The sequence below is a fragment of the Streptomyces sp. NPDC054765 genome (genome assembly GCF_053612065.1).
The window spans coordinates 1-25,613 of sequence record NZ_JBSHBP010000043.1 but is presented as its reverse complement, the minus strand read 5'-3'; the positions used below and the strand labels follow the sequence as shown (position 1 = coordinate 25,613).

Below are 25,613 nucleotides of genomic sequence, written 5' to 3'. Positions count from 1 at the left end.
GCGCCCGCCTGCCCCGTCCGGCAGCCGAGGAAGGCACGCCCACCCGCACGGAAGCCAGAGCCCGTACGAGAGGAGAGGAAGGCAACACCATGACCACCGCACCCGAGCGCACCGCCGACCTGTACCCGACCCGTGGGACCGCTGAGGTCATCACCCCGCGGAAGGACCCGGTGGTGTGGTCGCAGCCCGGAACGGCCGGCCCGTTCGTGCCGTCCGAGCTGAGCGACTTCGAACGCGACGGCTTTTTCGCCATCGGGGAGCTGCTGACGGCGGAAGAAGTCGCGGTGTACCGCGCCGAACTGGACCGTCTCGTCCTCGACCCGGCGATGCGCGCCGACCCGCGCTCCATCGTCGAGCCGAAGTCACGGGACGTACGGACCGTGTTCGAGGTGCACAAGATCAGCGAGGTGTTCGCCAAGCTGGTCTCCGACCCGCGTGTGGTGGGTCGCGCCCGGCAGCTCCTCGGCTCGGACGTCTATGTCCACCAGTCGCGGATCAATGTGAAGCCCGGGTTCGGTGCCTCCGGCTTCTACTGGCACTCGGACTTCGAGACCTGGCACGCCGAGGACGGTCTGCCGAACATGCGCACCGTGTCGGTCTCCATCGCGCTGACGGAGAACTACGACACCAACGGCGGCTTGATGATCATGCCCGGCTCGCACCAGCACTTCGTGGGCTGTGAGGGCGCGACGCCGAAGGACAACTACAAGCGGTCCCTGCAGATGCAGGACGCGGGCATCCCGTCGGACGAGGTGCTGACGAAGATGGCGGACAAGCACGGCATCCGCCTCTTCACCGGCAAGGCCGGCTCGGCGACCTGGTTCGACTGCAATGCCATGCACGGCTCGGGTGACAACATCACGCCGTACCCGCGCAGCAATGTCTTCATCGTCTTCAACAGCGTGGACAACGAAGCGGTGGAGCCGTTCGCGGCGCCGGTACGGCGCCCGGAGTACATCGGAGCCCGGGACTTCACGCCGGTGAAGTAGTCACAGCGCAGTACGGGTGGCGCGGCTGCCGCACAGCAGGGTCTGTGCGGCGGCCGCGCTCTGTGTGCGGGGCGGTCTGCGGGTGCGGACCCGGAGCGGCGGGGCGCACCGGGCGGCCCCGACCGTCCGGCCGGCGGTTCCTCAGGCGTCCAGCGCCGGGTAGTCGAGGTAGCCGGTGTCGTCGCCGCCGTAGAAGCTCGCCCGGTCGGGGGTGTTGAAGGGGCCGCCGAGCGCGAGCCGCCGGGGCAGATCGGGGTTGGCGAGGAACTGCCGCCCGAAGGCCAGCAGATCGGCGGTGCCGTCCTCGATCAGCGGCAGGTCCTCGGGACCGGTGAGGCGGCCGTCGTCGGCCGGGTTGAGCACAGGGGTGCCGGCTCGGGACACGATCGTTGCCCATTACCTCAGCCGTTCGACGCCCCACGCCCGCTCGCTTGTTCCCGGGCCGTCCTACCCCAGCAGGGCCAGCAGCCGGTCCACGTCATCCGTCGAGTTGTAGAGGTGGAAGGCCGCGCGGAGCAGCCCGCCGCGCACCGCGATCCGCACGCCCGCTTCGGTCAGCCGGTGCTCCGCGTCCGCGATCCCGGGGGTGGAGACGATCGCCGAGCCGGGCGCGGGGCGGGGCGTCAGACCGCGCTCGGCCAGCCCCGCGCGGTAGTGGCCGGCGAGCGCGGTGTTGTGGGCGTGGAGGGTCTCCACGCCCAGCTCCTCGATCAGGCCGAGGGACTGCTCGGCGCCGACATAGGAGAGGTGGGCGTGCGGTTCGTCGAAGCGCCGGGCGGTGGCAGCCGGCCGGATCGGCCCGTAGGTGGACTCCCCGGTGTCCTCCCCCGCGACCCAGCCCGCGTGGAGTGCGGCCGGCCACTCCTCACCGCGCCCGTACTCCCCGCCGAAGGCCATGAAGGTCGTCCCGCGCGGGCACAGCAGCCACTTGAAGGCCCCGGCGACGACGAAGTCGAAGTCGGCGGCGCGCAGCGGCAGCCAGCCGGCGGCCTGGGTGATGTCGAGGTAGGTGCGCGCCCCGTGGGCCCGCGCCGCCTCACGGACCGCCGCCATATCGGCGATCCGGCCGTCCAGCGACTGCACGGCGCTGAAGGCGACCAGCGCGGTGCCGGGGCGCACCGCGTCGGCGAGCGCCTCCAGCGGCACGGTGCGCAGCTTGATGCCCGGATGGGCGGCGAGCGGATTGACCAGCGAGCTGAAGTCGCCCTCGGGGGCGAGGACTTCGGCACCCGGCGGGAGCGAGGCGGCGACGAACGCGGACTGCACCGCGACCGAGCTGCCGACGGCGACCCGTTCGGCGGGGATGTCCAGCAGCCGGGCGAAGGCGGCGCGGGAGGCCGTGGCGGCGCCGAAGTAGTCACGGCCCATGGTGCCGTAGGAAGCGGACTCATCGAGGGCCGCGCGCACGGCGGCGGCGCTGCGCCGCGGCAGGAGTCCGCTGGAGGCGGAGTTCAGATAGGTCGTCCCGGGCGCGAATTCGGCCCCGCCGAGTGACTCACGTCGATGCATGCCCCCACTGTGCTCGGCACACCGCGCCGCGTCCATGGCGAATTTGCTGGGCCGGCCCGCAATCGTTCCTTATCGGCGCAGGTCACACCGGGTGCGGGCGGGCCGGCTCCGGATCGCCTGCCGGCTCACTTCCCGGGCACGGCGCAGCCGTCTCCGCCGCACACCCCGGCCGCACCGGCCTCGCCGTCCGCACCGGCCTCGCCGTCCGCCGGGATCCGCACCGCATCGTCGGCGTGCGCGCGCTCCAGCGCCTGCCGGAAGACCTCGGCGGGCTGACCGCCGGAGATGCCGTAGCGGCGGTCGATGACGAAAAACGGCACACCGGTGGCGCCCAGCTCCGCGGCCTCGCGCTCATCGGCGCGCACCTCCGGCGCATACGCCTCGGGGTCGGCGAGCACCCGGTCGGCCTCCTCGGCGGGCAGCCCCGCGCCGACGGCGATCTCGCGGAGCACGGCGGGGTCGCCGAGCGTCCTGGCCTCGGCGAAGTTGGCGCGGTAGAAGGCGTCCAGCAGGGCGTTGCCGACGCCGTGCGCGGCGGCGGCGTGCAGCAGCCGGTGCAGGTCGAAGGTGTTGCCGTGGATCCGGTCGGAGCGGTACTCCAGCCCCTCCCCCGCGGCCGCACCGGCCACCCGGGCCTCCATCGCCTCGGCCTGCTCACGGCTCACCCCGTACTTCGTGGCGAGCATGTCGAGCACCGGGATGCCGGAGGCGGCCGGCGCCTTCGGGTCCAGTTCGAAGGAGCGGTGCACCACCTCGACACCGTCGCGGTGCGCAAAGGCGGCGAGCCCGGCCTCGAAGCGGGCCTTGCCGATGTAACACCAGGGGCAGGCGATGTCGGACCAGATTTCGACGCGCATGAGCTGACTTTCCTCGTCGTGATATATCCCGGTGCAACCTCGGGGGGCGACGGGCTATTCCGCTCGAACGCCACGGACGAGCAGCGTGCCGATGCGCCGCTTCCCCTCAGCCGGGGCCGGGAGCACCGCGGCCGTACCATCGGCAAAGCCGTGTTTCTTGAGGAGTGCCTCCCACGTCTCGGGGTCGTGGTCCCATCGCTTCACCACGGCCGGATCGTCGTCGGGGCCCCGCGGGATGTACGAAGCCTGACACCCGTAGCACCCCTGAACCGCAGGACGTTGCGACATCGCGAATACTCCCCCTGGCTTCAACCTCTTGATTACGGCCGGAAGCATCAGCGTGGGGTCCGTGAAGTAGGCGGCCCCGAAAACCGAGTAGATCGCATCGAAGGGTTGAGCTGAGGCAAGGTAGTCCAGGGCCTCACTCCGGTGCAGTTCCATGCCCCTGGTGTCGGGCCAGCGCTCGCGAGTTTTGGCAAGCTGCGCTGGGGACAGGTCCACCCCCACAGCCCGCATGCCAAGGGTGGCCAGGTGAGCGAGGTTCCCACCGCTTCCGCACCCCAGGTCCAGGACCCGTCCGCCAGGCGGCAGCGAGAGCGGTTCGGCTCCGGGTCCGTGGTCGGGGTACTGGGTCCAGTTGAACCACGTGGCTTCGCCCCTGGCGTTGATCTTGCACCGCTGAGCCTGGCCCTGCGAGTAGCTGTCCCATGCGGCGACGCATGTGTCGGTCATGTACGTCCGTCTCTTGTCATCGCGCCAGCCGCCCGGGGCGGTACCGGACGGCTGCCGCAGTTCAGCGCGGGTCGCGTTGCCGCGACGCTACGTGTTCACAGGACTGTCGGAGCACCCGGCGTGGCACTGCGAGCAATCTGCCGAGCAGTCCGCGGCGTTCTCGCCCGGCCAGAAATCGGGGTCGATCTCGTAGCCCGCAGCGCTGATCGCGCTCCGTGTTCGGATGAGGGCGGCCCGCGCCTCGACAGGGTTCCGGCTACCTCGGTCCGGTACGTGGTGGATGAAGCCCCCTAGTGCTGTGCAGAAGTCCGCGTAGGCCTTCGTACGCAGCACGAACGCATGCCAGAAGAGGTCCACGCGGAGGCTGGGGTTCATCGGTGCGTCCGTGCCGGCGCTGGTGGCCAAAAAGACCACCATCTGGTGCACGCCCCGCTCGCCGAGGTCGTCGGAGAGCCCTGGCCACTCCTCGCGGACAGCCACGATCAGGTCGCCTCGGATCTCGGGAGCGATCAGCTCGAAAGCCCTCGTGGAACTGTCATGGGTGATCGTCATGTCATTGCCTTCCGGTTGGGTGGTCCGTGATCGTCCGCCGCGCCCGTCCCCACTGGTGTCAGCGCTGCTGCCCAGGTACGTGACCGTGGCCTCCCAGGCCTTGCCGGAGTCACGCGAGACAGGCACGGTCATGGTCATGGGCGGTTCCCCACGTGGAAGCGGTGGTTCCGGAGCCGCACGTTCGCGTCCGTTGCGGCGGACAGGTCACCGCGTTCGCGAGCTTCCTGGCGCTGCACGGCGAGGTCGGCGCAGACGGCGCAGCCCTCCACAGGGGTGGGTTGCAGCTCTGGCAGTGAAAGGGGGACCGCTGCGCCGACCGCGCCTCCGGGTGCCCCCTCATTGCGTTTTGCCATGTGCTCCGCCTCTCCCTGGCTGTCTCCTCGGTGCTTCGATGTTCTCGGCACAGGAGGGACATAACGACGACGCTTCAGGCGTCGCCAGGGCGTCACTCGAGAAGGCGTCAAAGACACCTGAGTGGGCGTCAAACTGGGGTCATTCGGAGGTGGTTCGGTCTAGTTTTGACGTCATGACGACGACCACTGTTGTGCCGAATGATGCGCTGCGGGCCGTACGACTGGGTCTGCGCCTGAGTCAGGACGAGTTCGCAACCGCGCTACGGCGCGCGGGCATCGAGCTGGGAGAGCCCAACGAGGCATCAAAGCGCTTGGTGCAGCGCTGGGAATCCGGTGTCAGCAGGACGCCGCGGGGCGTGTACGCGCGAGCCTTGGAGCGGGTCACAGGCCGCCCGGTGGAAGCCCTCGGATTCTCCCTGCCGCTACCGATGGCACGGGTTCACACAGATGGGACAGGAGGGCATGACGTGGATGCCGGGGTGGAAGGTGTTCCCGCTGCGGTCGTGGGCCCGCAGAAGGCCACGCAGCGTGCGGGCGAGGTGACGTTCACGGGCGTGTGGCTCAGCCGGTACGAGTTCTACTCCTCCAGCCGGCATGCCACGTACGAGGGCCGGCACCACGTAGTGATCGTCCAGCACGGAAACCGGCTGACCGCACAGAGCCTGCCCGGTGCGAGCAGCAATCCGGACAGCCCGCTCACGCTGGACCTCACCGTGGACCGGAACGTCATCACCGGTTCCTGGGTGGAGCAGACGGCCGCCGACGGCTACTACAACGGCGCGCGCTACCACGGCGCCGTTCAGATGCTGGTCGAGCCGACCGGCCGCCGCATGACCGGCAAGTGGGTCGGCTTCGGCAAGGAATTCGACGTGAACACCGGTCCTTGGGAACTGCGCCTGGTGGACCGCTCGACCGGCAAGGCCGCGCTGGCGCAGTACAGCACCCCGCCCGAGTGACCCGGCAACCCAGGATGGCCAGCTGTCCGATGGGTACGGTCCGGGCATGACCTCGCCACAGGGATTTCTCGGGTTCTGGGAGACGACCGGGTCCGCCAAGACCTTCACCCATCCGCTCGACCCGGCGCTGCTGGATGCCTATGTGCCGCGGGGCGCGCGGGTGCTGGACTACGGCTGCGGCTACGGGCGGCTGACCGCGGAGCTGGCCGGGCTCGGATACGGCGCGGTCCGTGGGGTGGATGTCTCGGCGGCGCTGATCGCGCGGGGGCGGCGGGAGCATCCGGAGCTGGAGCTCATGCGGTGTGCCGGGTTCCCGCTGCCGTTCGGGGACGGCACCTTCGATGCGGCGCTGTTGTTCGCGGTGCTCACCTGCGTTCCCGGGGACGCGGACCAGACGGCGATCACCGGGGAGCTGGGGCGGCTGGTGCGGCCCGGCGGAGTGCTGTATCTGAGCGATGTGCCGTTGCAGAACGATGCGCCCCACCGGGAGCGGTATGCGCGGTTCGCGGAGCGCTACGGGACGTACGGGGTGTTCGAGACGCCCGACGGCGGGGTGTTCCGGCACCATCCACCGGAGCGGCTGCGGGGGTTGCTGCGGGAAGCGGGCTTCTCGGTACGGAAGGAACGGGCGGGTGTGGTGGGCACCCTGGACGGGCGGACGGCGGAGCGGTTGCAGATCATCGCCGTCCGGGAGCCGGCAGCGGCGGCACCGGAGCCGTCGCCAGGACCGGCGTCAGGGTGAGGTGGGTGGCGTCCGGGGCAGGGCGGCGATCGCCGTCAGGGCCGCCCGGGTCGCCGCACGGACCTCGACGACGGCCTCGCCGGGAGTGGCGGCCTCGTCGGTGACGGGGCGCACCGGGCCTACGCGCCCTCGGCCCGGCCGTCGACCCGGCGTGGCAGGCCGAGCGGGTTGTCCTCGCGCAGCTCCGGCGGCAGCAGCGGGGACGGGGTGTTCTGGTAGGCGACCGGGCGCAGCCAGCGTTCGACGGCGGTGCCGCCGACGGAGGTGGAGGTGGACGTCGTGGCCGGGTAGGGGCCGCCGTGGTGCTGGGCGGGGGCGACCGCGACACCGGTCGGCCAGCCGTTGACGACCACCCGGCCGGCGAGCGGGGTGACCGCGGCCAGCAGCCGGGCGCCGCGGCCCCCGTCGTCGCTGCCGGCGCTCTCCGCGTCGCCGAGCTGCAGGGTCGCGGAGAGGTTGCCGGGCAGCCGGGCGAGTACGGCGCCGATCTCGGCCTCGTCGGCGTAACGGGCGACGACGGTGACCGGGCCGAAGCACTCCTCCAGCAGGAGGTCGTGCGGCCCTTCGGCGGTGAGGCGGGCGGCGGGGACGGAGAGGAAGCCGGCGCTGACGGTGTGCTCGCCGCCGGCGCCCGGGGTCACCGGCGCCTCGACGTCGGGGAGCTCGGCGCGGGTACGGACACCGTCGAGGAACGCCTCCCGCATCCGGTGGTCGAGCAACACCCCGGCCTCGGTGTCGCTGACCGCGTCGGTCAGCGACTTCAGCAGCCGGTCGCCGGTCTCGCCGTCGGGTGCCAGGACCAGTCCGGGCTTGACGCAGAACTGTCCGACGCCGAGCGTCATCGCGCCGGCCAGCCCGGCACCGATCTGCTCGGCGCGCTCCCCGGCCGCGGCCTCGGTGATCACGACGGGGTTGAGGCTGCCCAGTTCGCCGTGGAAGGGGATGGGGTGCGGACGGGCGGCGGCCGCGTCGTACAGGGCCCGGCCGCCGCGCACCGAGCCGGTGAACCCGGCCGCGGTGATCAGCGGGTGGCGCACCAAGTCGATACCGGCCTGGAAGCCGTGCACCAGGTTGACCACGCCCTCCGGCAGGCCGGTCTCGGCGGCGGCACGGCGCAGCAGCGCGGCGCACAGCTCGGAGGTGGCCGGGTGGTCCGGGTGCGCCTTGACGACGACGGGGCAGCCGGCCGCGAGGGCGCTGGCGGTGTCGCCGCCGGGTACCGAGAAGGCGAGCGGGAAGTTGCTGGCGGAGTAGACGGCGACGGCGCCCAGCGGGATCTTGTAGCGGCGCAGGTCGGGCCGGGGCGGGGTGAGGGCGGGGTCGGCGTGGTCGATCCGTACGTCGAGGAACGCGCCCTCCCGGACCAGGTCCGCGAAGGCCCGCAGCTGGTAGGTGGTGCGGCCGAGTTCGCCGGTGAGCCGGCCGGGGCCGAGGGCGGTCTCGGCATCGGCGGCCTCGATGACCGCGTCGCCCGCGTCGTCGAGCAGGTCGGCGGCGCGGTACAGCAGGGCGGCGCGTACGGCGCGGTCGGCGAGCGCGCCCCGGGCCGCATGTGCCGCGCGGACCACGGTATCCACCTCGTCGGCTGTGGCCTCCACCGCAACCTGTTCCCGCCGCTTCCCGGTTCGGGGGTCGACACTCCAGACTGGTGCTGCTGCCACCGTGTATTCCTTCCGGGCGATGCCTGCCGAGTCGTTCCGAGTCCTGCCGCACTCCGGAGTGCGTTCGATATGCTGAACGCTGTCCCAGATAGTGAACAACTGGGACTCTATGGCTGTCCGAACAGAGGGGTCAAGGGCGATGTCAGCTGCCGATACCGGTGGATCGCAGGTCAAGTCCGCGGTGCGGACGGTGGAGTTGCTGGAGTACTTCGCGGGCCGCCCCGGTATGCACAGCCTGGCCTCCGTCCAGGAAGCTGTCGGCTACCCGAAATCCAGCCTCTACATGCTGCTGCGCACCCTGGTCGACCTGGGCTGGGTCGAGACCGACGCCACCGGCACCCGCTACGGCATCGGCGTCCGCGCACTGCTGGTCGGCACGTCGTACATCGACGGCGACGAGGTGGTGGCCGCGGCCCGGCCGACGCTGGACCGGCTCTCCGACGACACCACCGAGACCATCCACCTCGCCCGCCTCGACGGCACCAACGTCGTCTACCTCGCCACCCGTCAGTCGCAGCACTATCTGCGCCCCTTCACCCGCGTCGGCCGGCGGCTGCCCGCACACTCCACCTCGCTGGGCAAGGCACTGCTCGCCACGTACACCGACGAGCAGGTGCGGGCGATGCTGCCACCGACCCTCGCGCAGCTGACCGAACACACCCTCACCGACCGCGAGAAGCTCATCGAGGAGCTGCACACGGTGCGCGAGCAGGGCTATGCGGTGGACCGCGAGGAGAACACCCTGGGCCTGCGCTGCTTCGGTGTCGCGCTCCCCTACCGCACCCCGGCCCGGGACGCGATCAGCTGCTCGGTGCCGGTGGCCCGGCTGACCCCGGCCCATGAGCAGATGATCAAGGACACCCTGTTCGACGCCCGCGACCGGCTGACGCTGGCCACCCGGCGGCTGTGAGACACCTGCGCCGGTCCGGCTGAGGGCCCGGCTGAGGGCCCGGCACGCCGGGGAGCGGGCGGTGCTGCGGCTGATGACGGCCGGGCCGACGATCGCCGCTCAGCGCGCCGCCTCCTCCCCCTGCCCGCGCAGGGCGTCCCGTACGGCCGCCAGATCCTGGTCGCTCGCCAGGCCCGCGTGGTAGAGCCGTAGTTCGTTCGCGCCCAGCGAGGCGGCGTGTGCGGCATCGGCGGCGAGGGTGCCGGGGCTGCCGCCCAAGCCGGAGACCACGGTGAGATGGGCGGCAACCGTCGCCCCTGCCGGGCGGCCGGTGAACGGGCCGAGAACGTCCGCGCGGGCGGCCGCGTCGCCGGTGCACGGCAGCACCACACCGTCGGCGTGCGCCAGTACCTCCGCCGGGTCCGCACCGGCGGCGGCGCCACAACGGTGCGCGGCGGGGTCGGCGTGCAGCAGCACCCGGAAGCCGTCCGCCGCGGCGTCCCGTACCGCACGGACGGCCGCGCGCTGCAGCGTCCGGGCGGCCCGGTCCCGCCAGCTGCGCAGCACCCCCGCGAGGTCCGCGCCGAGGAGTTCCCCGACCGCGGCCCACTCCCCCTCCCGGTCGGCCGGCCCGGCCCCGCCCGCCGCCCACTGCGGCTCCAGGGTCCGTACCACGGCGGCCCGCAGCTCCTCGGCGGGGACGCCCAGTGCGGTGTACCCCGCCGCGCACACCGTGCAGAAGCACACCGACATCAGATACTGCGCGGCCCCGGACAGCGGCACTCCGGCGGTCTTGTCGTGGGCGTGCAGATGGGCCAGGCCGTACCAGCCGCAGGACTCCAGCTCGGTGCCCCGGGCGCCGGGCCGTACGGCTGCCTCGGCGGCCAGGTCGACGAGGTACTCGCGCACCTCGGGCCGGGCGATGCACGGCGCCCACGGGTACGGGTCGCCGTAGGCGTTGCGGACGACGGCGGCCGGATGTTCGGCGCCCAGGCGGGAGTTGTGCGCCAGGACGACCCAGGTGTGCACCTCCAGACCGGCGTCGGCCAGCGCCCGTGCGGCCGCGCCGAAGGGGTCCGGTCCGGCCGTCCAGTCCTGGGTGGCGGGACGCAGCGCCCGGCCGGCCCAGCGGGCGGGGTCCGGCGGATACAGAACGGCGGCGTGCCGGGCCGTGACGATGCGGTGGCGGGGGTGGCGCGGGGTCAGGGCGCGGGTGGAGTGGTAGGCGGAGGCGAGGGTGATCTGCCGGACGCCGAGACCGGCGAGGCGGTCCGCGGCGTCCGGGTCGCCGACCACGTCCCACGGGTAGAGGAACGCGGCGGTGCGCATCAGCCGCCGGTCCCTGCCGCGTCCGCGACCAGGGCCAGGCCGCGTTCGATCAGCCCGGCCAGTTCCGTGAGGTGCGCGGGGTCCGGCTCGGCGAGCGGGGGCCGGACCCCGCCGGTCTCCAGACCGCGCAGCCGGACGCCCGCCTTGACCAGCGAAACGGCGTAGCCGCGGCCCTGGTTGCGCAGTTCGGCCAGCGGCCGGTAGAAGCCGTCCGTCAGGCGCTGGACGGTGTCCTCGTCACCGCAGGTCAGCGCCCGGTGGAAGGCGAGGGCGACCTCGGGGGCGAAGGCGAAGACGGCGGAGGAGTAGAGGCGGACGCCCAGGCCCAGATAGGCGGGGCCGGTGAGTTCTGCGGTGGGCAGCCCATTGAAGTAGAGGAAGTCCTCGCCGGGGGCGTCGGTGCGGACGGTGCTGATGATCCGCTGCATCAGGTCGAGGTCACCCACGCCGTCCTTGAGGCCGATGATGCCCTCGGTCCGGGCCAGGGCGGCGACGGTGGCCGGTGTGAACACGGCGTTGTCGCGCTGGTAGACGATGACGGGGAGCGGGGTGGCGGCGGCGAGTTCGGTGTAGTGCCGCAGCAGTCCCTGCTGGCCGGCGACGACCAGGTAGGGCGGCATGGCGAGCAGCCCGTCGGCGCCCGCTTCACGGGCCAGGCCGGCGAAGTGGACGGCGAGCGCGGTGCCGTAGCCCGTACCCGCGACGACCGGGGCCCGGCCCGCGGCCTCCGCGGCCGCGGCCGCGATGCAGCCGGCGAACTCCCCGGGGGTGAGCGCATGGAATTCGCCGGTGCCGCAGCAGGCGAAGACGGCGGCCGCGCCCGCGTCGAGGCCGGCGCGCACATGGGCGCGGAAGGCCGCCAGGTCCGGGGCGCCGTCGGGCGCGTACGGGGTCACGGGGAAGAACAGCGGTCCGTCGAGGCGGTCGGCGAGCGGAGGGGCTGGGGTCACGGACTCTCCCTGGCGTACATGCGGGTGCATGTCTCTGAAGCCTGTGCATGTTTCTGATCGACGTCCATGTTCATGAACATGGCCACGCTAGAGCAGCCGTCCCGGGCCGGTCAAGGGTCCACAACTGCCGCGCCGCAAGCGGATTCACCGGCCCCGTCAAGCGTCTTGACCGGGCATGATCCAGCTCCCTACCGTGTCCACACATCTGAATGCCGTCCGTGCACACGGCCTTGCTGTTCAGCCGGATCCGCGCACACGGCCTTGCTGTTCAGCCGGAGGAGTACCCGCCCATGACCGCACCCCGCACCGTCCTGCTCACCGGCGCCGCCGGCGGGCTCGGCACCCTGATGCGTGAGCTGCTGCCGCCCTACGGGTACCGGCTGCGCCTCTTCGACCGGCGGCCCGTGGACACCACGGCCGGCGAACCGGACGCGTTCACCGCCGAGTTGGCTGATACGGAGACGCTGCGCGAGGCGGTGCACGGGACCGACGCGATCATCCATTTCGCCGGCATCTCCCTGGAGGCCGACTTCGGGCAGATCCTGCGCGCCAACATCGAGGGCACCTACCACCTGTACGAGGCGGCGCGCGCGGCAGGCGTGGGCCGTATCGTCTTCGCCTCCTCCAACCACGCCGTCGGCTTCACCCCGCGACCCGCGGACGGCTCCGGCGCCATCCCCGTCGGCACACCCCGCCGCCCCGACACCTACTACGGGCTGTCCAAGGGATTCGGCGAGGACCTCGCCTCGCTGTACTGGGACCGGTACGGCATCGAGACCGTCTCGGTGCGCATCGGCTCCTGCTTCCCCGAGCCGACCTCGGTCCGGATGCTGTCCATCTGGCTGAGCCCGGCCGACTGCGCACGGCTGCTGCACGCCGCGCTCACCGCGCCGGACGTGGGCCACACCGTCGTCTACGGCTCCTCCGCCAACACCCGTCTGTGGTGGGACCTGTCGACCGCCCGCGCCCTGGGGTACGCACCGCAGGACGACTCCGAGCCGTACGCGGCGGCGCTGATCGCGGCGCAGGGCCCACTGGACCCCGACAACCCCGCCCACAGCCATCTCGGCGGCGCCTTCTGCACCGATCCGCCCCGGTGGCCGCACTGACGGGACCGCCCCGGTGACCGCGCCGGGTGGGCCACCCCGGCCGTACGGAACCCGGCTGCGGCCACGCCGCGGAACCCCGGCCGCCCGCCCGGCGTCCTGCTCTGTGTATCCACTCACGGCGCAGGAACGAGGAACGCATCATGGGCATCGTCAGCTGGCTCGTACTCGGGCTGATCGCGGGCATCATCGCGAAGGTCCTGCTGCCGGGACGGGACCCGGGCGGCATCGTCGGCACGACCCTGATCGGCATCGTGGGGTCCTTCATCGGCGGCTGGCTCTCCACCAAGATCCTGCACCGTCCGATCCCGAAGGACTTCGGCGAACCGTCCATGTGGATCGCCTCGGTCGCCGGGGCGCTGGTCCTGCTGATCGCGTACCGGCTGCTCTTCGGCAACTCCCGCGCACGCCGGTGACCGGGCGGGCCGGGCAGCCGGCCGCAGGTAATGGAACCGCAAAGGCGAGCCGATCGTTGAGCCCGGCATGACCGCTATGACTCCTGGTTCGAACCTTCCGCTCAACGCCGTGCGGGTGGCGGTGGACGTCACCGCTCCCGTGCGGCTGGACGTGTCGGGCCTGCTGCTCGCCGCCGACGGCAAGGTGCGCTCCGACGCCGACTTCGTGTTCTACAACCAGCCCGGCGGACCGGGCGTGACGCACTCCGCGGCGGCCGGCGGCGGCGACACCATCACGGTGGACACCGCCGCGGTCCCCGACGGCATCGAGAAGATCGTGGTCACCGCGAGCCCCGACGCCCCCGGCGCGACGTTCGCCGGCACGGAGCCGACCGGCACGGTCCGCAACGCCGACGACGGCAGCGTCCTCGCCACCTTCACCCCGCCGCGGCTGGGCCCCGAGACCGCGCTGGTGGTCGTCGAGATCTACCGCCGGGCCGGCGGGTGGAAGGTCCGCGCCGTCGGCCAGGGCTACGCCAACGGCCTCGCGGGGATCGCCACCGACTTCGGGGTCAGCGTGGAGGAGCCGGCCGCGCCCGCCGCCGCCCCGCAGACGCCCCCCGCTCCCCCGGCCCCGGCAGCGCCCCCGGCCTCCGCCGGCCAGTGGGGACCGCCCGCCGGCACCCCGGCCCCGGTCGCCCCGCCGCCGGCCGCCGCTCCCCCGGCACCGGCCTCTGCGCCCGCCGCCCCGGCCCCCGGCGCAGGCAAGATCAACCTCGACAAGGGCCGGGTCAGCCTCCAGAAGAACCAGACCGTCTCGCTGGTCAAGGGCGGCCGTCCGCTGCTCACCTCGGTCACGATGGGCCTCGGCTGGGAGCCCGCCTTCCGCGGCAGGGACATCGACCTCGACGCCTCGGTCATCGCCTACGGCCCGGACCGCAAGAAGGTCGACAACTGCTTCTTCGGCAAGCTGATGATCCTGGGCGGCGCGATCCAGCACTCCGGCGACAACCTCACCGGCGAGGGCGCCGGCGACGACGAGTCGATCACCGTCCACCTCGGCGGGCTGCCCCCGGAGGTGACGGGCCTGGTCTTCGTCGTGAACTCCTTCTCCGGCCAGAAGTTCTCCGATGTCGCCAAGGCGTACTGCCGCCTGCTGGATGCCCAGAGCGGCGAAGAACTGGTCCGCTTCGACCTCACGCACGCGGAGCCGCGTACGGGCGTCATGATGGCGAAGCTCATCCGCCAGTTCTCCGGTGAATGGGAGATGACCGCGCTGGGCGAGTTCGTCGACTCCCGTACGGTGCGCGGCATGGTCAAACCGGCCGCACGGGCCCTGTGAGCCACTGACGCCCCCGTCCCTGACGGCCTCTCCGGCCCGTCGGGGACGGGGCCGCAGCAGAGGACGGGGCCCGGGGCCGCGCGGCGGCGGCTCGTCCACGGGCCGCCGGCCCCGCCGCTTCGCCTTGCCGCTCCGGTGGACGGCCTTCCCTGGTGCGGGAAGGGTCCAGGGCCGAACATTGTGTCGTCGGTACCGTCGAGCCCACCACCTCTCCTGCCACGTCCGCCCGCCCCGCCATTCCCCGTCCTCCCCTCACGCCCTTCCGCCCCACGCCGTCACGGCCCGGCCCGTCATGGCGCGTCCGCCACGGCACCCATGAGGAGCGTTCGATGACGCAGCAGCCGCCGCCGGCCGGACCCGCGGACCCCCCGGACGGCCCAGCGCCCCCGGATCTTCCCGACCGGGTCGCAAAGATCTACGGCGAGTTCGACCTCGGCACCGTCCCCGCCTTTGCGGGCGGCTTCATCAATTTCGGCTACTGGACGGGCCTGGCGGGCCCCGCGGACCGGCCGCTGACCGAGGCCGACCGGGTGCGCAGCGAAGAGGACCTCTACCGTCTGGTGCTCGCCACCTTCGACCGGCCGCGGGGCCGCACCGCGGTGGACGTCGGCTGCGGGCGCGGGCTGGGCTGTGCGCTGGCGCTGCGGGAATTCGGCCTGGGGAGGGTCATCGGGCTGGACGCGCACCCCGCCCAGATCGCCCGTGCCCGGGAGGCGAACGCGGCCCTGCTCTCCCCGGCCGCGAAGACGTCCGGGCGGCTGGAGTTCCGCCAGGGCGCGGCCCAGTGCATCCCGCTCCCCGACGGCTGTGCCGACTGCCTCTTCTCCGTCGAGGCGGCACAGCACTTCCGCGATCTGGCCGGTTTCGCCCGGGAGGCGGCGCGGGTGCTGCGCCCGGACGGCCGGCTGGCGCTGACGACCTTCTTCGCCCGCACCCGCCCGGCCGCCCGCGCGCTGCCCGCGCTGCTGCCCCCGTACGCCGACGGCCTGGACGTCCCGCATGTGGTCGACGAGGTCGCCGCCACGCTGACCGCGGCGGGTCTGCGGGAGGTCCGCGTCCGGTCGATCGGCGACGGGGTCTGGGAGTGCTACGACCGTTATATGGCCCAGCACCCGGACCTGGGCGACGACGAGTGGCCGCGCCGCTATCTGACGGCGTATGAGACCGGGCTGCTGGACTACTACCTGCTCACGGCGGAGGCGGGCCGAGGCACCCGCCCGTAGCCGGACGGGCGGCTACCGCTGCCGGCGGTGCCGCTTCCACGGACCGGTGATGGCCAGCATGATGCCGGGCACCTGGATGTTGGCGAACAGCGTCCGCCCGTCCGGGGAGAAGACCGGCCCGGTGAACTCGCTGAACTCCGGCTTCTGCGCGGTGCCGATGTTGAGCTCGTTGCGGGCGATCGGATAGGTCCGGCCGTCGTCGGTGGCCCCGAAGAGGTGCTGTACGCCCTCGCCGTCCTCGGCGATGATCAGCCCGCCGTAGGGCGAGACGGTGATGTTGTCGGGGCCGTCGAAGGCGCCGTCCTCCGCCGGGTCGGGGTTGACACCCAGCAGCACCTTCAGCGTCAGGGTCCGGCGCCGCGGGTCGTAGAACCAGACCTGCCCGTCGTGCTGGACCGGGCTCTCGTCACGGGCGAACGAGGACACCACGTACGCGCCGCCGTCCGCCCACCACAGGCCCTCCAGCTTGCGGGCGCGGGTGACCGCACCGTCCGTGAACTGCTTGCGCACCGAGACCTCGCGGGCGTCGCGGTCGGGGACCTCGACCCAGTCGACGCCGTAGACGGTGCCGGCCTGGGTGGCACGCGAGAGATCGTCGACGAACCGGCCACCGGAGTCGAAGCACTTGAAGGCCTCCAGCACCCCCGCGTCATCGGCCAGCGTGCGCAGCTGCCCGCGGCCGTGCCGGAAGCCGTGCGGCGGGGTCCAGCGGTAGAACAGGCCGTTGGGGCCGTCGGCGTCCTCGGTCAGGAAGAGGTGGCCGCGCCGGGGGTCGACGACCACCGCCTCGTGGGCGTAGCGCCCCAGGGCCTTGAGGGGCTTGGGGTTGCGGCCGGCCCGCCGGTCGTACGGGTCGACCTCGAAGGCATAACCGTGGTCCTTGGTCATGCCGTGCAGGCCGGCCTTGTCCTCGGTCTCCTCGCAGGTGAGCCAGGTGCCCCAAGGGGTGGTCCCGCCTGCGCAGTTGGTGGACGTTCCGGCGATGGCGACCCATTCGCCGACCGGCGTACCGTCCTTGGCGACCTCGACGACGGTGCAGCCGCCGGACGCTGCCGGGTCGTAGACCAGGCCCTCGGCCAGCGGCACCGGGTGCGGCCAGTCGGCGCGCGGGCCCTTCAGCTCGTGGTTGTTGACGAGGAGGGTGGTACCGCGGTGGCCCGCGAAGGTGCCGGTGCCGTCGTGGTGGGAGGGGGTGGACTCGCCGCTGTCCAGCTTGGTGACGCCGGTCCGGGTGATGATCCGGTACGAGAACCCGGCGGGCAGCGCGAGGATGCCGTCCGGGTCCGGGACCAGCGGGCCGTAGCCGATGCCGGGACCGTCCGCCGCGCCGTCCGGGCGGGCGTCCGGCAGTTCCTCGCCGAGGGCTCCGGGCGCGCCGGCCAGCACACCGACGCTGCCGGCCAGTGTGACCCCCGCGCCGGTGAGGGCGGAACGCTTGGCGAAGTCTCTGCGGGTGAGCGGCATTGTCATCTCCTGGATGGCCGGATTCTTCTCCCCAGTGCCTGCGCGGCACACGCTCTCGTGCGCCGTCGAACTCCAGTTGAACGCGGCGCGACATCCAGGAAGCAGTTGGGGCCGGCCCGGCGGGCCGGGACCGCACGGGTCCCGCTCCGCCGGACCGGCCCCGGGCGCGGCGGAGACCGCCCCGGCCCTGCCCGGTGTGCGCGCTCAGCCCGACTGCCGCGAGCGCGCCTTGAACGCGGCCTTGCGGGCCTCCTTGGCGGCCTTCTTGTCCGGGTGCAGCCGGCCCATGGTCTCCAGGACATCGGCGGTGGCCGGGTGGTCCACCCGCCAGGCCGTGTCGAAGAACCCGCTGTGCTGCTCGGTCAGGCCCTGCACCAGGTCGCGCAGCTCGCCCGCGGCGTCCTCCTCGGCGCTGTCCAGCTGCGCCGCGATGGTGTCCACCGTCAGCCAGAAGATCATCTCCTGGGACGGCTCGGGGATGCCGGGCAGCGCGCGCTCGGCGAGCCAGACCCGGGCCAGGCCGCCGAGCTGCCGGTCGTCGAGCACCTCGCGCAGCGCGGCCTCGGCGTCCGGTGCGACCAGCGAGAGGGTCTGCTGGGCGGCGAGCCGGCGCCGCGGGGCGCGCTCGTCGTCACCGCGGGCGGCCGTGAGCAGATCCCGGGCGGCGTCCAGGGGCGTACGGGCGGCGAGCCACCGCTCGGACTCGGCCTGGGCGAGCGCCTCGGGGTAGTCGGGCAGCGCGTCCAGGAGGACATCGGCGCCCTTGTCGGTGAGGTCGCCGACCGCCGGGGCGTGCACCCCGGCGTCCAGCATCCGGGCGCGGACGGCGTAGACGCCGAGCGGGGTGAGGCGGACCAGGCCGTAACGGGAGACGTCCTCCTCCGTCAGCGGCTCGGCGGCGGGGGTCCCCGCCGGGCCGGCCGAAGATCCCTGGGGGCGGACCGTCTCGCCGTCCTCGTCCAGCTCCTCGATGAGCGCCTCGTCGACGGGCTGGTAGGCGACCAGCCCGATCGGCTCCAGGACCCGGAACTGGTCGTCCAGGCGCATCATCGCCTCGGAGACCTCTTCGAGGACGTCGTCGGTGGGCTCGTCCATATCGTCCGGGACGATCATGGAGGCGGCCAGCGCGGGCAGCGGAACCTGCTGGTCGGGGCTCTCGTTCAGGGCCGTGAGCAGGTAGAGGTTGCCCAGGATTCCGTCGAGCAGCTCGGCCTCCTCCTCGGGGTTCCAGTCGATCGCGTCCAGGTCCAGTTCGCCGCCCTCGGTGAGCTGGTCGGCGAGGTCGGCGAGGTCGGGGGCGGCCGCGTCGGCCAGCACGGTCTCCATGCCGCCGAGCCAGATGTCGAGGATGTCCTGCGGGCTGCCGGAGGTGAGCAGGCCGAGCTCCTCGCCGGGGGTGGCGGTGCCGGCCGCGGCGTCGTCGGGGAGGCCGGCGCCGTCCTCGCCGTCGACGGTCTCCTCGATCTCCACGAGTCCGGTGTCCACCGCCAGCTGCCAGGCCTCGGCGGTGTAGGCGGGGCCGTCCTCCTCGCCGGCCAGGCCGAGGTGCTCGGTGGCGGCGGCCAGCGGCTCGTCGAGGATCTGGCCGCCGACGCCGACCGGGACGCCCCGCTCGGCCCAGCGGGCGAGCTTCGCGGCGCGGGCCAGCAGGGGGGCGCTCAGCGCCTCCCGGGCCAGCTCCGCTTCGGAGTGCAGCCGCACCGGCGGCAGGGTGGGGCGGTCTGCGGACATCGGGTGCTCAGCTCCTCGGACGGACTACGGCTGGGGTACCTCCCAGCCGTAGCTGGGGAGTGCGCCGCCCCAGCGTAGACGGAATTCCCCGTAACCCGGACGGTTCACCCCCGCTCCCCCTCCCGGTCACCCGGAGAAGCTTGACAACTCCCCTGCGTGCACAAGAGATTGACGCAGATCGACGCGCGTAGCGCGCGCCGGTCCGGCTCCGCACGCACCTTCACCTGCCACCCCCCATACCCCCTCGGAGGCATGCATGCCGTCCCGTCGTTCGCTCCGCAGAACGGTCGCCGTCAGCGCGGTGGCCTGTGCCGCCCTGGCCGGCGGACTGCTCACCGCCACCCAGTCCGCCTCCGCGGCCGGCGCCCGGATCCACGACATCCAGGGCAGCACCCGCATATCCCCGCTGGCCGGACAGCAGGTCAGCGAGGTGCCCGGCACGGTCACCGCGATCCGTTCGTTCGGCTCGGCCCGCGGCTTCTGGGTGCAGGACCCGCACCCGGACGACAACCCGGCCACCAGCGAGGCGGTCTTCGTCTTCACCGGCAAGGAGACGCCGAAGGTCGCCGTCGGCGATGCGATCACCTTCTCCGGCACGGTCAGCGAGTACTACCCGGGCGGCAAGGACGCCGGTCTGCAGTCCGTCACCGAGATCACCGCCGCCACCTGGAAGGTGGCATCCTCCGGCGCCCCGCTGCCGGCTGCCTTCCAGCTCACCCCGGCCTCGGTGCCGAACCGTTACGCCCCCACCGCGGGCGGCAAGAGCATCGAGTCGCTCACCCTGCGCCCCGGCACGTACGCGCTGGACCGCTACGAGTCGCTGGAGGGGATGCGGGTCTCGGTGTCGGGCGCCCCGGTCGTCGGCCCGACCAACACCCACAACGAGCTGTGGGTGACCGACGAGCCCCGCCACAACCGCACGGCCCGCGGCGGCACGCTCTACCGCTCGTACGGGGACCCCAACGGCGGCCGGGTCAAGGTGACGTCGCTGATCCCGTTCTCCGAGCGGCCGTTCCCGGTGGCCGATGTCGGTGACGAGCTGACCGGCACCACTGCCGGCCCGCTGGACTACGACAGCTTCGGCGGCTACACACTCCAGGCCACCGAGCTGGGCACCCTCACCAGCCACGGCCTCGCGCCGGAGACCACCCGCAAGCAGAAGTCCGACGAGCTGGCGGTGGCCACCTACAACGTCGAGAACCTCGCCCCCACCACCCCGCAGGCCAAGTTCGACCGGCTGGCGAAGGCGCTGGTACACCACCTCGCCTCCCCCGATGTCGTCGCGCTGGAGGAGGTCCAGGACGACAACGGCGCCACCGACAACGGGGTGGTCACCGCGCAGGCCACCCTCACCAAGCTCACCGACGCCATCAAGGCGGCCGGCGGCCCGGCGTACGAATGGCGGCAGATCGACCCGGTCAACGACCAGGACGGCGGCCAGCCGGGCGGCAACATCCGGGTGGCGTTCCTGTTCAACCCCGGCCGGGTGTCCTTCACGGACATCAAGGGCGGCGACGCCACCACCCCGGTGCAGGTGGTCGCCGACCACGGCAAGGCCACACTGTCCGCGTCCCCGGGCCGGATCGCACCCACCGACCCGGCATGGAAGGCCAGCCGCAAGCCGCTCGTCGGGCAGTTCTCGCTCAAGAGCCGGCCGGGCAGCCGGGTGTTCGTGATCGCCAACCACTTCAACTCCAAGGGCGGCGACCAGGGCCTGGACAGCCGTTTCCAGCCACCGGCCCGGAGCTCGGAGACCCAGCGCACCGCCCAGGCCGAGCTGGTCAACGCCTTCGTCAAGGATCTGCTGGCCAAGGAGCCGAAGGCCGACGTGGTGGTGGCCGGCGACCTCAACGACTACTCGTTCTCCCCGGCGTTGAAGGACCTCACCGCCGGGGGTGTGCTCACCGACCAGGTCGGCCGGCTGCCCGCCGCGGAGCGTTACGGCTATGTCTACAACGGCAACTCGCAGGTACTGGACCACATGCTCACCAGCCGGCCGCTGACCCGGGCCGACTACGACATCGTGCACCTCAACGCCGAGTTCGCCGACCAGGCCAGCGACCACGATCCGCAGGTGCTGCGCATCAAGCCGTAGCCCGGCACCATGTCACCGCGTGTGACGTTCTCGTCACCCGTCCGGCCCACGCCGGGGGGCCAACTGCCGCGGGGGGTGCGGTACTGGGCATGTAAGAAACATTCGGCGAGACATAGGGAGTCATCATGCCGAAGTCCCAGAACCGTAAGTCGGGCAACAAGGACCGTGCCGCCGAGCGGCGCACCGACCAGCGGAAGCCGAAGTCGTCGGAGGAGTCCGCAGCCGAGCGGACCCAGGACCTGAAGCGTTCGCGGAATGGCCTGACTGACGCGTGATGGGCCTGTGATGCCCGAGCGGCCGCCGCACCGGAAGGCGCGGCGGCCGCTTCGCGCTGTCCCGGTCGCGCACACATCGTCGCGCTGCTCAACACATCAGCCGGCACAACTAGCTGCTCAACACATCAGCCGGCACAACTAAGTGGAAGTGAAATATGAGGCGCCCCCAGACTCCTGGCAGGGAGACCATGACCGCCCCCCTCGCACCCCCGCTGTCCGCACCGCCCTTCGGCCGGTTCGCCATCGCCATGATCACCCCGTTCACCGCCGACGGGGCGCTCGACACCGACGGAGCGCAGCGGCTCGCCACCCGTCTCGTCGACGACGGCGGCTGTGACGCACTGGTGCTGAGCGGCACCACCGGGGAGTCCCCGACCACCTCGGACGCCGAGAAGGAGGCCCTGGTGCGAGCCGTGGCCGAGGCCGTCGGCGACCGGGCGCGGATCACCGCCGGGGTCGGCACCAGCGACACCCGGCACTCCCTCGCGCTGGCCCGCAGCGCCGAACGGGCGGGTGCGCACGGCCTGTTGGTGGTCACGCCCTCCTACTCGCGGCCCACCCAGGAGGCCGTCGCCCACCACCTGCGGACGGTCGCGGACGCCACCGGACTGCCGGTGATGCTCTACGACATCCCGGGCCGCACCGGCACTGCACTGACCGCCGGCACGCTGCTGCGGCTGGCCGCCCATCCGCGGATCACAGCGGTCAAGGACTGCGCCTACGACCCGCTGAAGTCGGCAAAGGTGCTGGCCGCGACGGACCTGGCCTACTACGCGGGCTGCGACGAGCAGATCCTCCCGCTCCGCGCGCTCGGCGGCGCCGGCTGCATCAGCACCGCCGGCAATGCCGCGCCGCGGGCGGTGCGCGCCGTACTGGACGCCTTCGACGCCGGCGACACGGACGAAGCGGCCCGCCGTCAGCTCGCGCTGGTTCCGCTCATCGAGGCGGTGACCGGCGGCGAGGTGCCCGGCGCGGTCACCGCGAAGGCGCTGCTGAACCACCTCGGCCTGCCCGCGGGACCGGTCCGCGGCCCGCTGCTGGCGGCGGACGCGCAGCTCACCAGCCGGCTGGCGGACGCGCTGCGGACGACCCTGGACCGGACTGCGGATGCGGATACCGCTGCGGTGCCTGCGGCTGTCCCTGGCTGACGGGGAACGGTGCGGGCGCCGCCCCGAAGGGGCCCGGTGCACCGGGTGCACCCGGTGCGCCCGGCTGCCCGTACGACGTGCCCGGCTGCCCGTACGGCGCTCCGGTGGCCGGGTCCTGCCCCGCCGTGCCCTCGCCCCGGTCCGGCGCGGGCGGCTCCTCCTCGTCCGCCACCAGGTCCCGTACGAGCAGCGTCGCACCGGCCACCGCGCCCGGCATCAGCACCACCGCGACAAACGGGATCAGGAACAGCAGCACGACCGGGGTGCCGAAGCCGACCGCGAGCCCCTTGCGGCCCCGCAGCAGCCGCAGCCGCTCGCGCACCGGAATGTCCCGGCGCTGCATGGCCACCGAGGTCAGCTCAACGGCGAGGAAGAAGCCGGAGACGCAGAAACCGACGGCGGGAATCACGGTCTGCCCGACGAACGGCACGAACCCGAGGACGAACAGCAGGATCCCGAAACCGGCGGCCCGCAGCAGCACATGCACGCTGTCGCGCAGGGCGATCCAGATCTCCCGCCACAGCGGGCGGTCCGGGGCCGGCGGGCAGTGTCCCTCGGACTTCTCGACCTTCTCCGACAGCGACTCGTAGAAGGGGTCGCCGATCAGCAGGGTGACGGCGGTGAACGTCAGCACCGACAGCATCAGCCCGCCGGCGAACAGCAGCGCCACGAACACCCCGCGCAGCAGCCCCTGCCAGGGGGAGCCCCAGCCGTCGGCGAACGGCGTCGCCCAGGCGGCGACATCGCCGGACCGGAGGGCGAGCACGGTGAGCACCGCGGCGTACAGCACCAGGGCGATCAGGGCCGGGATCAGGCCGAAACCCCACCACCGGCCGTGCCGGGCAACCCAGCGCTGCCCCTGGCCCAGATACCGCATCCCCGCGACAAGATCACGCATGGCGCAAGCCTATCGGCGCCCGGCCGCGCCGGGGACAGCGGTGGCGCGGACGCGGCAACGGCAGGGGCAAGGGCTGCGGCAACGGCAACGGCTGCGGCCCGGCGGTTGTCCCGCCGGGCCGCTGACGCTGTCCTGACCGGTCAGCCGTGAACGATCATCCGGACACGCCCGGTTGTGCACGCCCGGTTGTGCACGGTCAGTCGTGCACGGCCGGCCGTCTCTGTGCGCTCAGCCGCGTCCGTGCCCTCAGTTGTGGCTGTGCAGCACCTCGTTGAGGCCGCCCCAGGTCGCCTTGTTGGGACGGGCCTCGACGGTGCCGGTGGTGGAGTTGCGGCGGAAGAGGATGTTGTCCGCGCCGGAGAGCTCCAGAGCCTTGACGATCTGGCCGTCGGGCAGCGTGACGCGGGTACCGGCGGTGACGTACAGCCCCGCCTCGACGACGCACTCGTCGCCCAGCGCGATACCGATGCCCGACTCGGCGCCGAGCAGGCAGCGCTCGCCGATCGAGATGATCTGCTTGCCGCCGCCCGAGAGGGTGCCCATGGTGGAGGCGCCGCCGCCGATGTCGGAGCCGTCGCCGATGACCACGCCCGCGCTGATCCGGCCCTCGACCATGGAGGTGCCCAGCGTCCCGGCGTTGAAGTTGACGAAGCCCTCGTGCATGACGGTGGTGCCGGCCGCGAGGTGCGCACCCAGGCGCACCCGGTCGGCGTCCGCGATCCGCACCCCGGTGGGCGCGACATAGTCGGTCATCCGCGGGAACTTGTCGATGCTGGTGACCATCAGATGCAGCCCCTCGGCACGGGCGTTGAGCCGCACCGTCTCCACCTGGTCGACGGCCACCGGGCCCAGCGAGGTCCAGGCGACGTTGGCCAGCAGCCCGAACATGCCCTCCAGGTTCTGGCCGTGCGGCTGGACCAGCCGGTGGCTGAGCAGGTGGAGGCGCAGGTACGCGTCGTGCGCGTCCAGCGGCTTGTCGTCGAGGGAGGCGATGACCGTACGGACGGCGATGACCTCGACATCACGGACCGGGTCGGGACCGATCGCCTTGAGCACGGCGGCGCCGAGCAGTTCGGTGGCGCGCTCGTCGTCGAGGCGTTCGGTGCCGGCCGGGCCGAGGCCGGCGGCGGACGCCGCGACCAGCTCGGGCGCCGGGAACCAGGTGTCGAGAACGGTGCCGTCGGAGGTGACGGTGGCGAGCCCGGCGGCGACGGCGCCGGTCGTACGGGAAGCGGAAACAGCAGCATCGGTCATGCTCGAAACCTAACCGCAGGGCGCCCGTCGAGGCGAACCGGTCTCAGCGACCGGCCGGGCCGTGGGGCCGCCCCGCACGGTGCGCGGGGGCCCGCACGCCGGCCGCCTCAGCTCAGCACCCCGGCCCGCACCACGGCGGGTTCGAAGGGCTGCCCGGTCAGCAGATGCTGCAACAGCAGCCCGTCGATGAGGGCCACCACGGCCCGCGCCGTGCGCATATCGCCGATCCGCCGCCCCAGCAGCCGCACCCTCTCGTCCAGGCACTCGGCGGCGATCGGCCGCACCGCCTCGTGCCGCAGCGCCGCCAGATACAGCTCGTACTCCCGCTCCACCCGCGCGCGGTCACCGGTCAGGGTGTCCGCGACCAGCCCCGCGACCGCCTCGGCGAGCGGCGCCGCCGGGTCGATGCCCTCGGCCCAGCGCCCGAAGGCAGCCAGCCACTCGCCGTTGACCTGGCGCAACGCGGCGATCAGCAGCTCGTCCAGGGTCGCGAAGTGGTAGGTGGTCGAGCCGAGCGGCACATCCGCCGCGGCGGCCACCGCGCGGTGGCTGAGCCCGGCGATCCCCCGCTCGGCGACCACGGCGATCGCCGCGTCGATGAGCCGCTGCCGCCGGTCCGGGTCGTAGCGCCGGGCCATCAGTGCGCCCCGCCCAGATTCAGCACCACGACCCCGGCGATGACCAGCAGCACCCCGAGGATCTTCAGCGCACCGGCGCTCTCCCCCAGGAACACCATCCCGATCGCGGCGATCAGCGCCGTTCCGGCACCGGCCCAGATGGCGTAGGCGGTGCCGACGCTCATCGACTTGAGCGTCTGCGCCAGCAGCACGAACGCGAGAAGGTAGCCCGCCGCGGTGCACACCGACGGCCACAGCTTGCTGAAGCCGTCGCTGTACTTCATCGCGGTGGTCGCGAGGACCTCGGACAAAATCGCGCCGGCGAGCGTCAGATAGGCCATGCGGACGAGCGTACACAGCGTTGCGTACGAACGTACATATCCAGGGCAGGCGCACCTGAGCGCGCCTGGAAACGGCGGCTGGTTTCCGGTCCCCCCGAAGTACGGATGCGGTCGTTCTTACATTCATCCGTACTGCACCGAGGACGAGGACGTCCCCATGCGTCACTCGGTTCCCGGTGGTTTGCATGGCGCACAGACTACGCAC

The 25,613-nt window shown here is 72.5% G+C and carries 25 protein-coding genes and 1 pseudogene; 11 read left to right on the top strand and 15 right to left on the bottom strand.

Annotated elements, in window-relative coordinates:
- Positions 1-89 precede the first annotated feature (89 nt).
- The gene (thpD, locus tag ACWGJY_RS24975; protein ID WP_453263068.1) at positions 90-989 is read left to right on the top strand and encodes an ectoine hydroxylase; all 900 of its coding nucleotides are present in this window, start codon (positions 90-92) and stop codon (positions 987-989) included.
- A 141-nt stretch (positions 990-1,130) separates the two neighbouring features.
- Here thpD and ACWGJY_RS24970 read toward each other — a convergent pair.
- The 5 genes and pseudogenes from ACWGJY_RS24970 to ACWGJY_RS24950 all read right to left on the bottom strand — a co-directional run.
- Positions 1,131-1,361 (bottom strand): annotated as a pseudogene (locus tag ACWGJY_RS24970) (alkene reductase); the annotation flags it as partial.
- A 75-nt stretch (positions 1,362-1,436) separates the two neighbouring features.
- Positions 1,437-2,498: an aminotransferase class V-fold PLP-dependent enzyme gene (locus ACWGJY_RS24965; protein ID WP_453263067.1), complete on the bottom strand. Its 1,062-nt coding sequence runs from the start codon at positions 2,496-2,498 to the stop codon at positions 1,437-1,439.
- A gap of 125 nt (positions 2,499-2,623) precedes the next feature.
- Positions 2,624-3,355: a DsbA family oxidoreductase gene (locus tag ACWGJY_RS24960; protein WP_453263066.1), complete on the bottom strand. Its 732-nt coding sequence runs from the start codon at positions 3,353-3,355 to the stop codon at positions 2,624-2,626.
- A gap of 54 nt (positions 3,356-3,409) precedes the next feature.
- Positions 3,410-4,087, bottom strand: coding sequence for a class I SAM-dependent methyltransferase (locus ACWGJY_RS24955; RefSeq protein WP_453263065.1), 678 nt, complete (start codon positions 4,085-4,087; stop codon positions 3,410-3,412).
- Between the two features lie 87 nt (positions 4,088-4,174).
- On the bottom strand, positions 4,175-4,777 hold the full coding sequence (locus ACWGJY_RS24950; protein ID WP_453263064.1) for a glycine-rich domain-containing protein: 603 nt from the start codon (positions 4,775-4,777) through the stop codon (positions 4,175-4,177).
- Positions 4,778-5,165: 388 nt separating this feature from the next.
- Between ACWGJY_RS24950 and ACWGJY_RS24945 the strand changes: the two genes are divergently transcribed.
- The gene (locus ACWGJY_RS24945) at positions 5,166-5,948 is read left to right on the top strand and encodes a helix-turn-helix domain-containing protein (protein WP_453263063.1); all 783 of its coding nucleotides are present in this window, start codon (positions 5,166-5,168) and stop codon (positions 5,946-5,948) included.
- Positions 5,949-5,994: 46 nt separating this feature from the next.
- Positions 5,995-6,690 (top strand): class I SAM-dependent methyltransferase, encoded by a 696-nt coding sequence (locus ACWGJY_RS24940; RefSeq protein ID WP_453263062.1) that lies wholly within the window; start codon positions 5,995-5,997, stop codon positions 6,688-6,690.
- Here ACWGJY_RS24940 and ACWGJY_RS24935 read toward each other — a convergent pair.
- Both ACWGJY_RS24935 and ACWGJY_RS24930 read right to left on the bottom strand, forming a co-directional pair.
- A complete protein-coding gene (locus tag ACWGJY_RS24935) occupies positions 6,682-6,804 on the bottom strand; it encodes a hypothetical protein (RefSeq protein WP_453263061.1) in 123 nt (40 codons plus the stop codon). The two genes, ACWGJY_RS24940 and ACWGJY_RS24935, sit on opposite strands and share 9 nt — an antisense overlap.
- Positions 6,805-6,809: 5 nt before the next feature.
- A complete protein-coding gene (locus ACWGJY_RS24930; RefSeq protein ID WP_453263060.1) occupies positions 6,810-8,351 on the bottom strand; it encodes an aldehyde dehydrogenase (NADP(+)) in 1,542 nt (513 codons plus the stop codon).
- A 139-nt stretch (positions 8,352-8,490) separates the two neighbouring features.
- Here ACWGJY_RS24930 and ACWGJY_RS24925 point away from each other — a divergent pair, with 139 nt between their 5' ends.
- On the top strand, positions 8,491-9,261 hold the full coding sequence (locus ACWGJY_RS24925; protein ID WP_453263059.1) for an IclR family transcriptional regulator: 771 nt from the start codon (positions 8,491-8,493) through the stop codon (positions 9,259-9,261).
- Between the two features lie 99 nt (positions 9,262-9,360).
- Here ACWGJY_RS24925 and ACWGJY_RS24920 read toward each other — a convergent pair whose 3' ends face one another.
- Together ACWGJY_RS24920 and ACWGJY_RS24915 are read right to left on the bottom strand one after the other, a co-directional pair.
- Positions 9,361-10,569, bottom strand: coding sequence for a hypothetical protein (locus ACWGJY_RS24920; protein ID WP_453263058.1), 1,209 nt, complete (start codon positions 10,567-10,569; stop codon positions 9,361-9,363).
- Positions 10,569-11,519 (bottom strand): 5-dehydro-4-deoxyglucarate dehydratase, encoded by a 951-nt coding sequence (locus ACWGJY_RS24915; RefSeq protein WP_453263057.1) that lies wholly within the window; start codon positions 11,517-11,519, stop codon positions 10,569-10,571. The genes ACWGJY_RS24920 and ACWGJY_RS24915 overlap by 1 nt, the downstream gene beginning before the upstream one ends.
- Before the next feature lie 290 nt (positions 11,520-11,809).
- On the opposite strand from ACWGJY_RS24915, the gene ACWGJY_RS24910 reads away from it, so the two are divergent.
- The 4 genes from ACWGJY_RS24910 (at position 11,810) to ACWGJY_RS24895 (ending at position 15,585) form a co-directional block, all read left to right on the top strand.
- Positions 11,810-12,628, top strand: coding sequence for an NAD-dependent epimerase/dehydratase family protein (locus tag ACWGJY_RS24910; RefSeq protein WP_453263056.1), 819 nt, complete (start codon positions 11,810-11,812; stop codon positions 12,626-12,628).
- Positions 12,629-12,768: 140 nt separating this feature from the next.
- Positions 12,769-13,041: a GlsB/YeaQ/YmgE family stress response membrane protein gene (locus ACWGJY_RS24905; RefSeq protein ID WP_453263055.1), complete on the top strand. Its 273-nt coding sequence runs from the start codon at positions 12,769-12,771 to the stop codon at positions 13,039-13,041.
- A 76-nt stretch (positions 13,042-13,117) separates the two neighbouring features.
- Entirely contained in the window at positions 13,118-14,362 is a 1,245-nt protein-coding gene (locus tag ACWGJY_RS24900; protein WP_453263115.1) for a TerD family protein, read from the top strand.
- 329 nt (positions 14,363-14,691) lie between these two features.
- Positions 14,692-15,585, top strand: a complete 894-nt coding sequence (locus ACWGJY_RS24895; RefSeq protein WP_453263054.1) for a class I SAM-dependent methyltransferase — start codon at positions 14,692-14,694, stop codon at positions 15,583-15,585.
- A 12-nt stretch (positions 15,586-15,597) separates the two neighbouring features.
- Here ACWGJY_RS24895 and ACWGJY_RS24890 read toward each other — a convergent pair whose 3' ends face one another.
- On the bottom strand, positions 15,598-17,049 hold the full coding sequence (locus tag ACWGJY_RS24890) for an alkaline phosphatase PhoX (RefSeq protein ID WP_453263053.1): 1,452 nt from the start codon (positions 17,047-17,049) through the stop codon (positions 15,598-15,600).
- 204 nt (positions 17,050-17,253) lie between these two features.
- Complete coding sequence (locus ACWGJY_RS24885; protein WP_453263052.1) at positions 17,254-18,780, bottom strand: hypothetical protein; 1,527 nt, start codon at positions 18,778-18,780, stop codon at positions 17,254-17,256.
- Positions 18,781-19,036: 256 nt separating this feature from the next.
- Between ACWGJY_RS24885 and ACWGJY_RS24880 the strand changes: the two genes are divergently transcribed.
- The 3 genes from ACWGJY_RS24880 to dapA all read left to right on the top strand — a co-directional run bounded on the left by ACWGJY_RS24880 (position 19,037) and on the right by dapA (position 22,298).
- Complete coding sequence (locus tag ACWGJY_RS24880; protein ID WP_453263051.1) at positions 19,037-20,875, top strand: endonuclease/exonuclease/phosphatase family protein; 1,839 nt, start codon at positions 19,037-19,039, stop codon at positions 20,873-20,875.
- Between the two features lie 125 nt (positions 20,876-21,000).
- Positions 21,001-21,150: a hypothetical protein gene (locus tag ACWGJY_RS24875; RefSeq protein WP_181923638.1), complete on the top strand. Its 150-nt coding sequence runs from the start codon at positions 21,001-21,003 to the stop codon at positions 21,148-21,150.
- A 188-nt stretch (positions 21,151-21,338) separates the two neighbouring features.
- Entirely contained in the window at positions 21,339-22,298 is a 960-nt protein-coding gene (gene dapA / locus ACWGJY_RS24870; protein ID WP_453263050.1) for a 4-hydroxy-tetrahydrodipicolinate synthase, read from the top strand.
- On the opposite strand, the gene ACWGJY_RS24865 is transcribed toward dapA, so the two are convergent.
- The 4 genes from ACWGJY_RS24865 to ACWGJY_RS24850 all read right to left on the bottom strand — a co-directional run bounded on the left by ACWGJY_RS24865 (position 22,207) and on the right by ACWGJY_RS24850 (position 25,408).
- Positions 22,207-23,196: an EI24 domain-containing protein gene (locus ACWGJY_RS24865; protein ID WP_453263049.1), complete on the bottom strand. Its 990-nt coding sequence runs from the start codon at positions 23,194-23,196 to the stop codon at positions 22,207-22,209. The genes dapA and ACWGJY_RS24865 overlap by 92 nt on opposite strands.
- 246 nt (positions 23,197-23,442) lie before the next feature.
- Positions 23,443-24,450, bottom strand: a complete 1,008-nt coding sequence (gene dapD / locus ACWGJY_RS24860; RefSeq protein WP_453263048.1) for a 2,3,4,5-tetrahydropyridine-2,6-dicarboxylate N-succinyltransferase — start codon at positions 24,448-24,450, stop codon at positions 23,443-23,445.
- Positions 24,451-24,557: 107 nt separating this feature from the next.
- Positions 24,558-25,088, bottom strand: a complete 531-nt coding sequence (locus ACWGJY_RS24855; protein WP_453263047.1) for a TetR/AcrR family transcriptional regulator — start codon at positions 25,086-25,088, stop codon at positions 24,558-24,560.
- Entirely contained in the window at positions 25,088-25,408 is a 321-nt protein-coding gene (locus ACWGJY_RS24850) for a DMT family transporter (RefSeq protein ID WP_453263046.1), read from the bottom strand. The genes ACWGJY_RS24855 and ACWGJY_RS24850 overlap by 1 nt, the downstream gene beginning before the upstream one ends.
- Positions 25,409-25,613 lie beyond the last annotated feature (205 nt).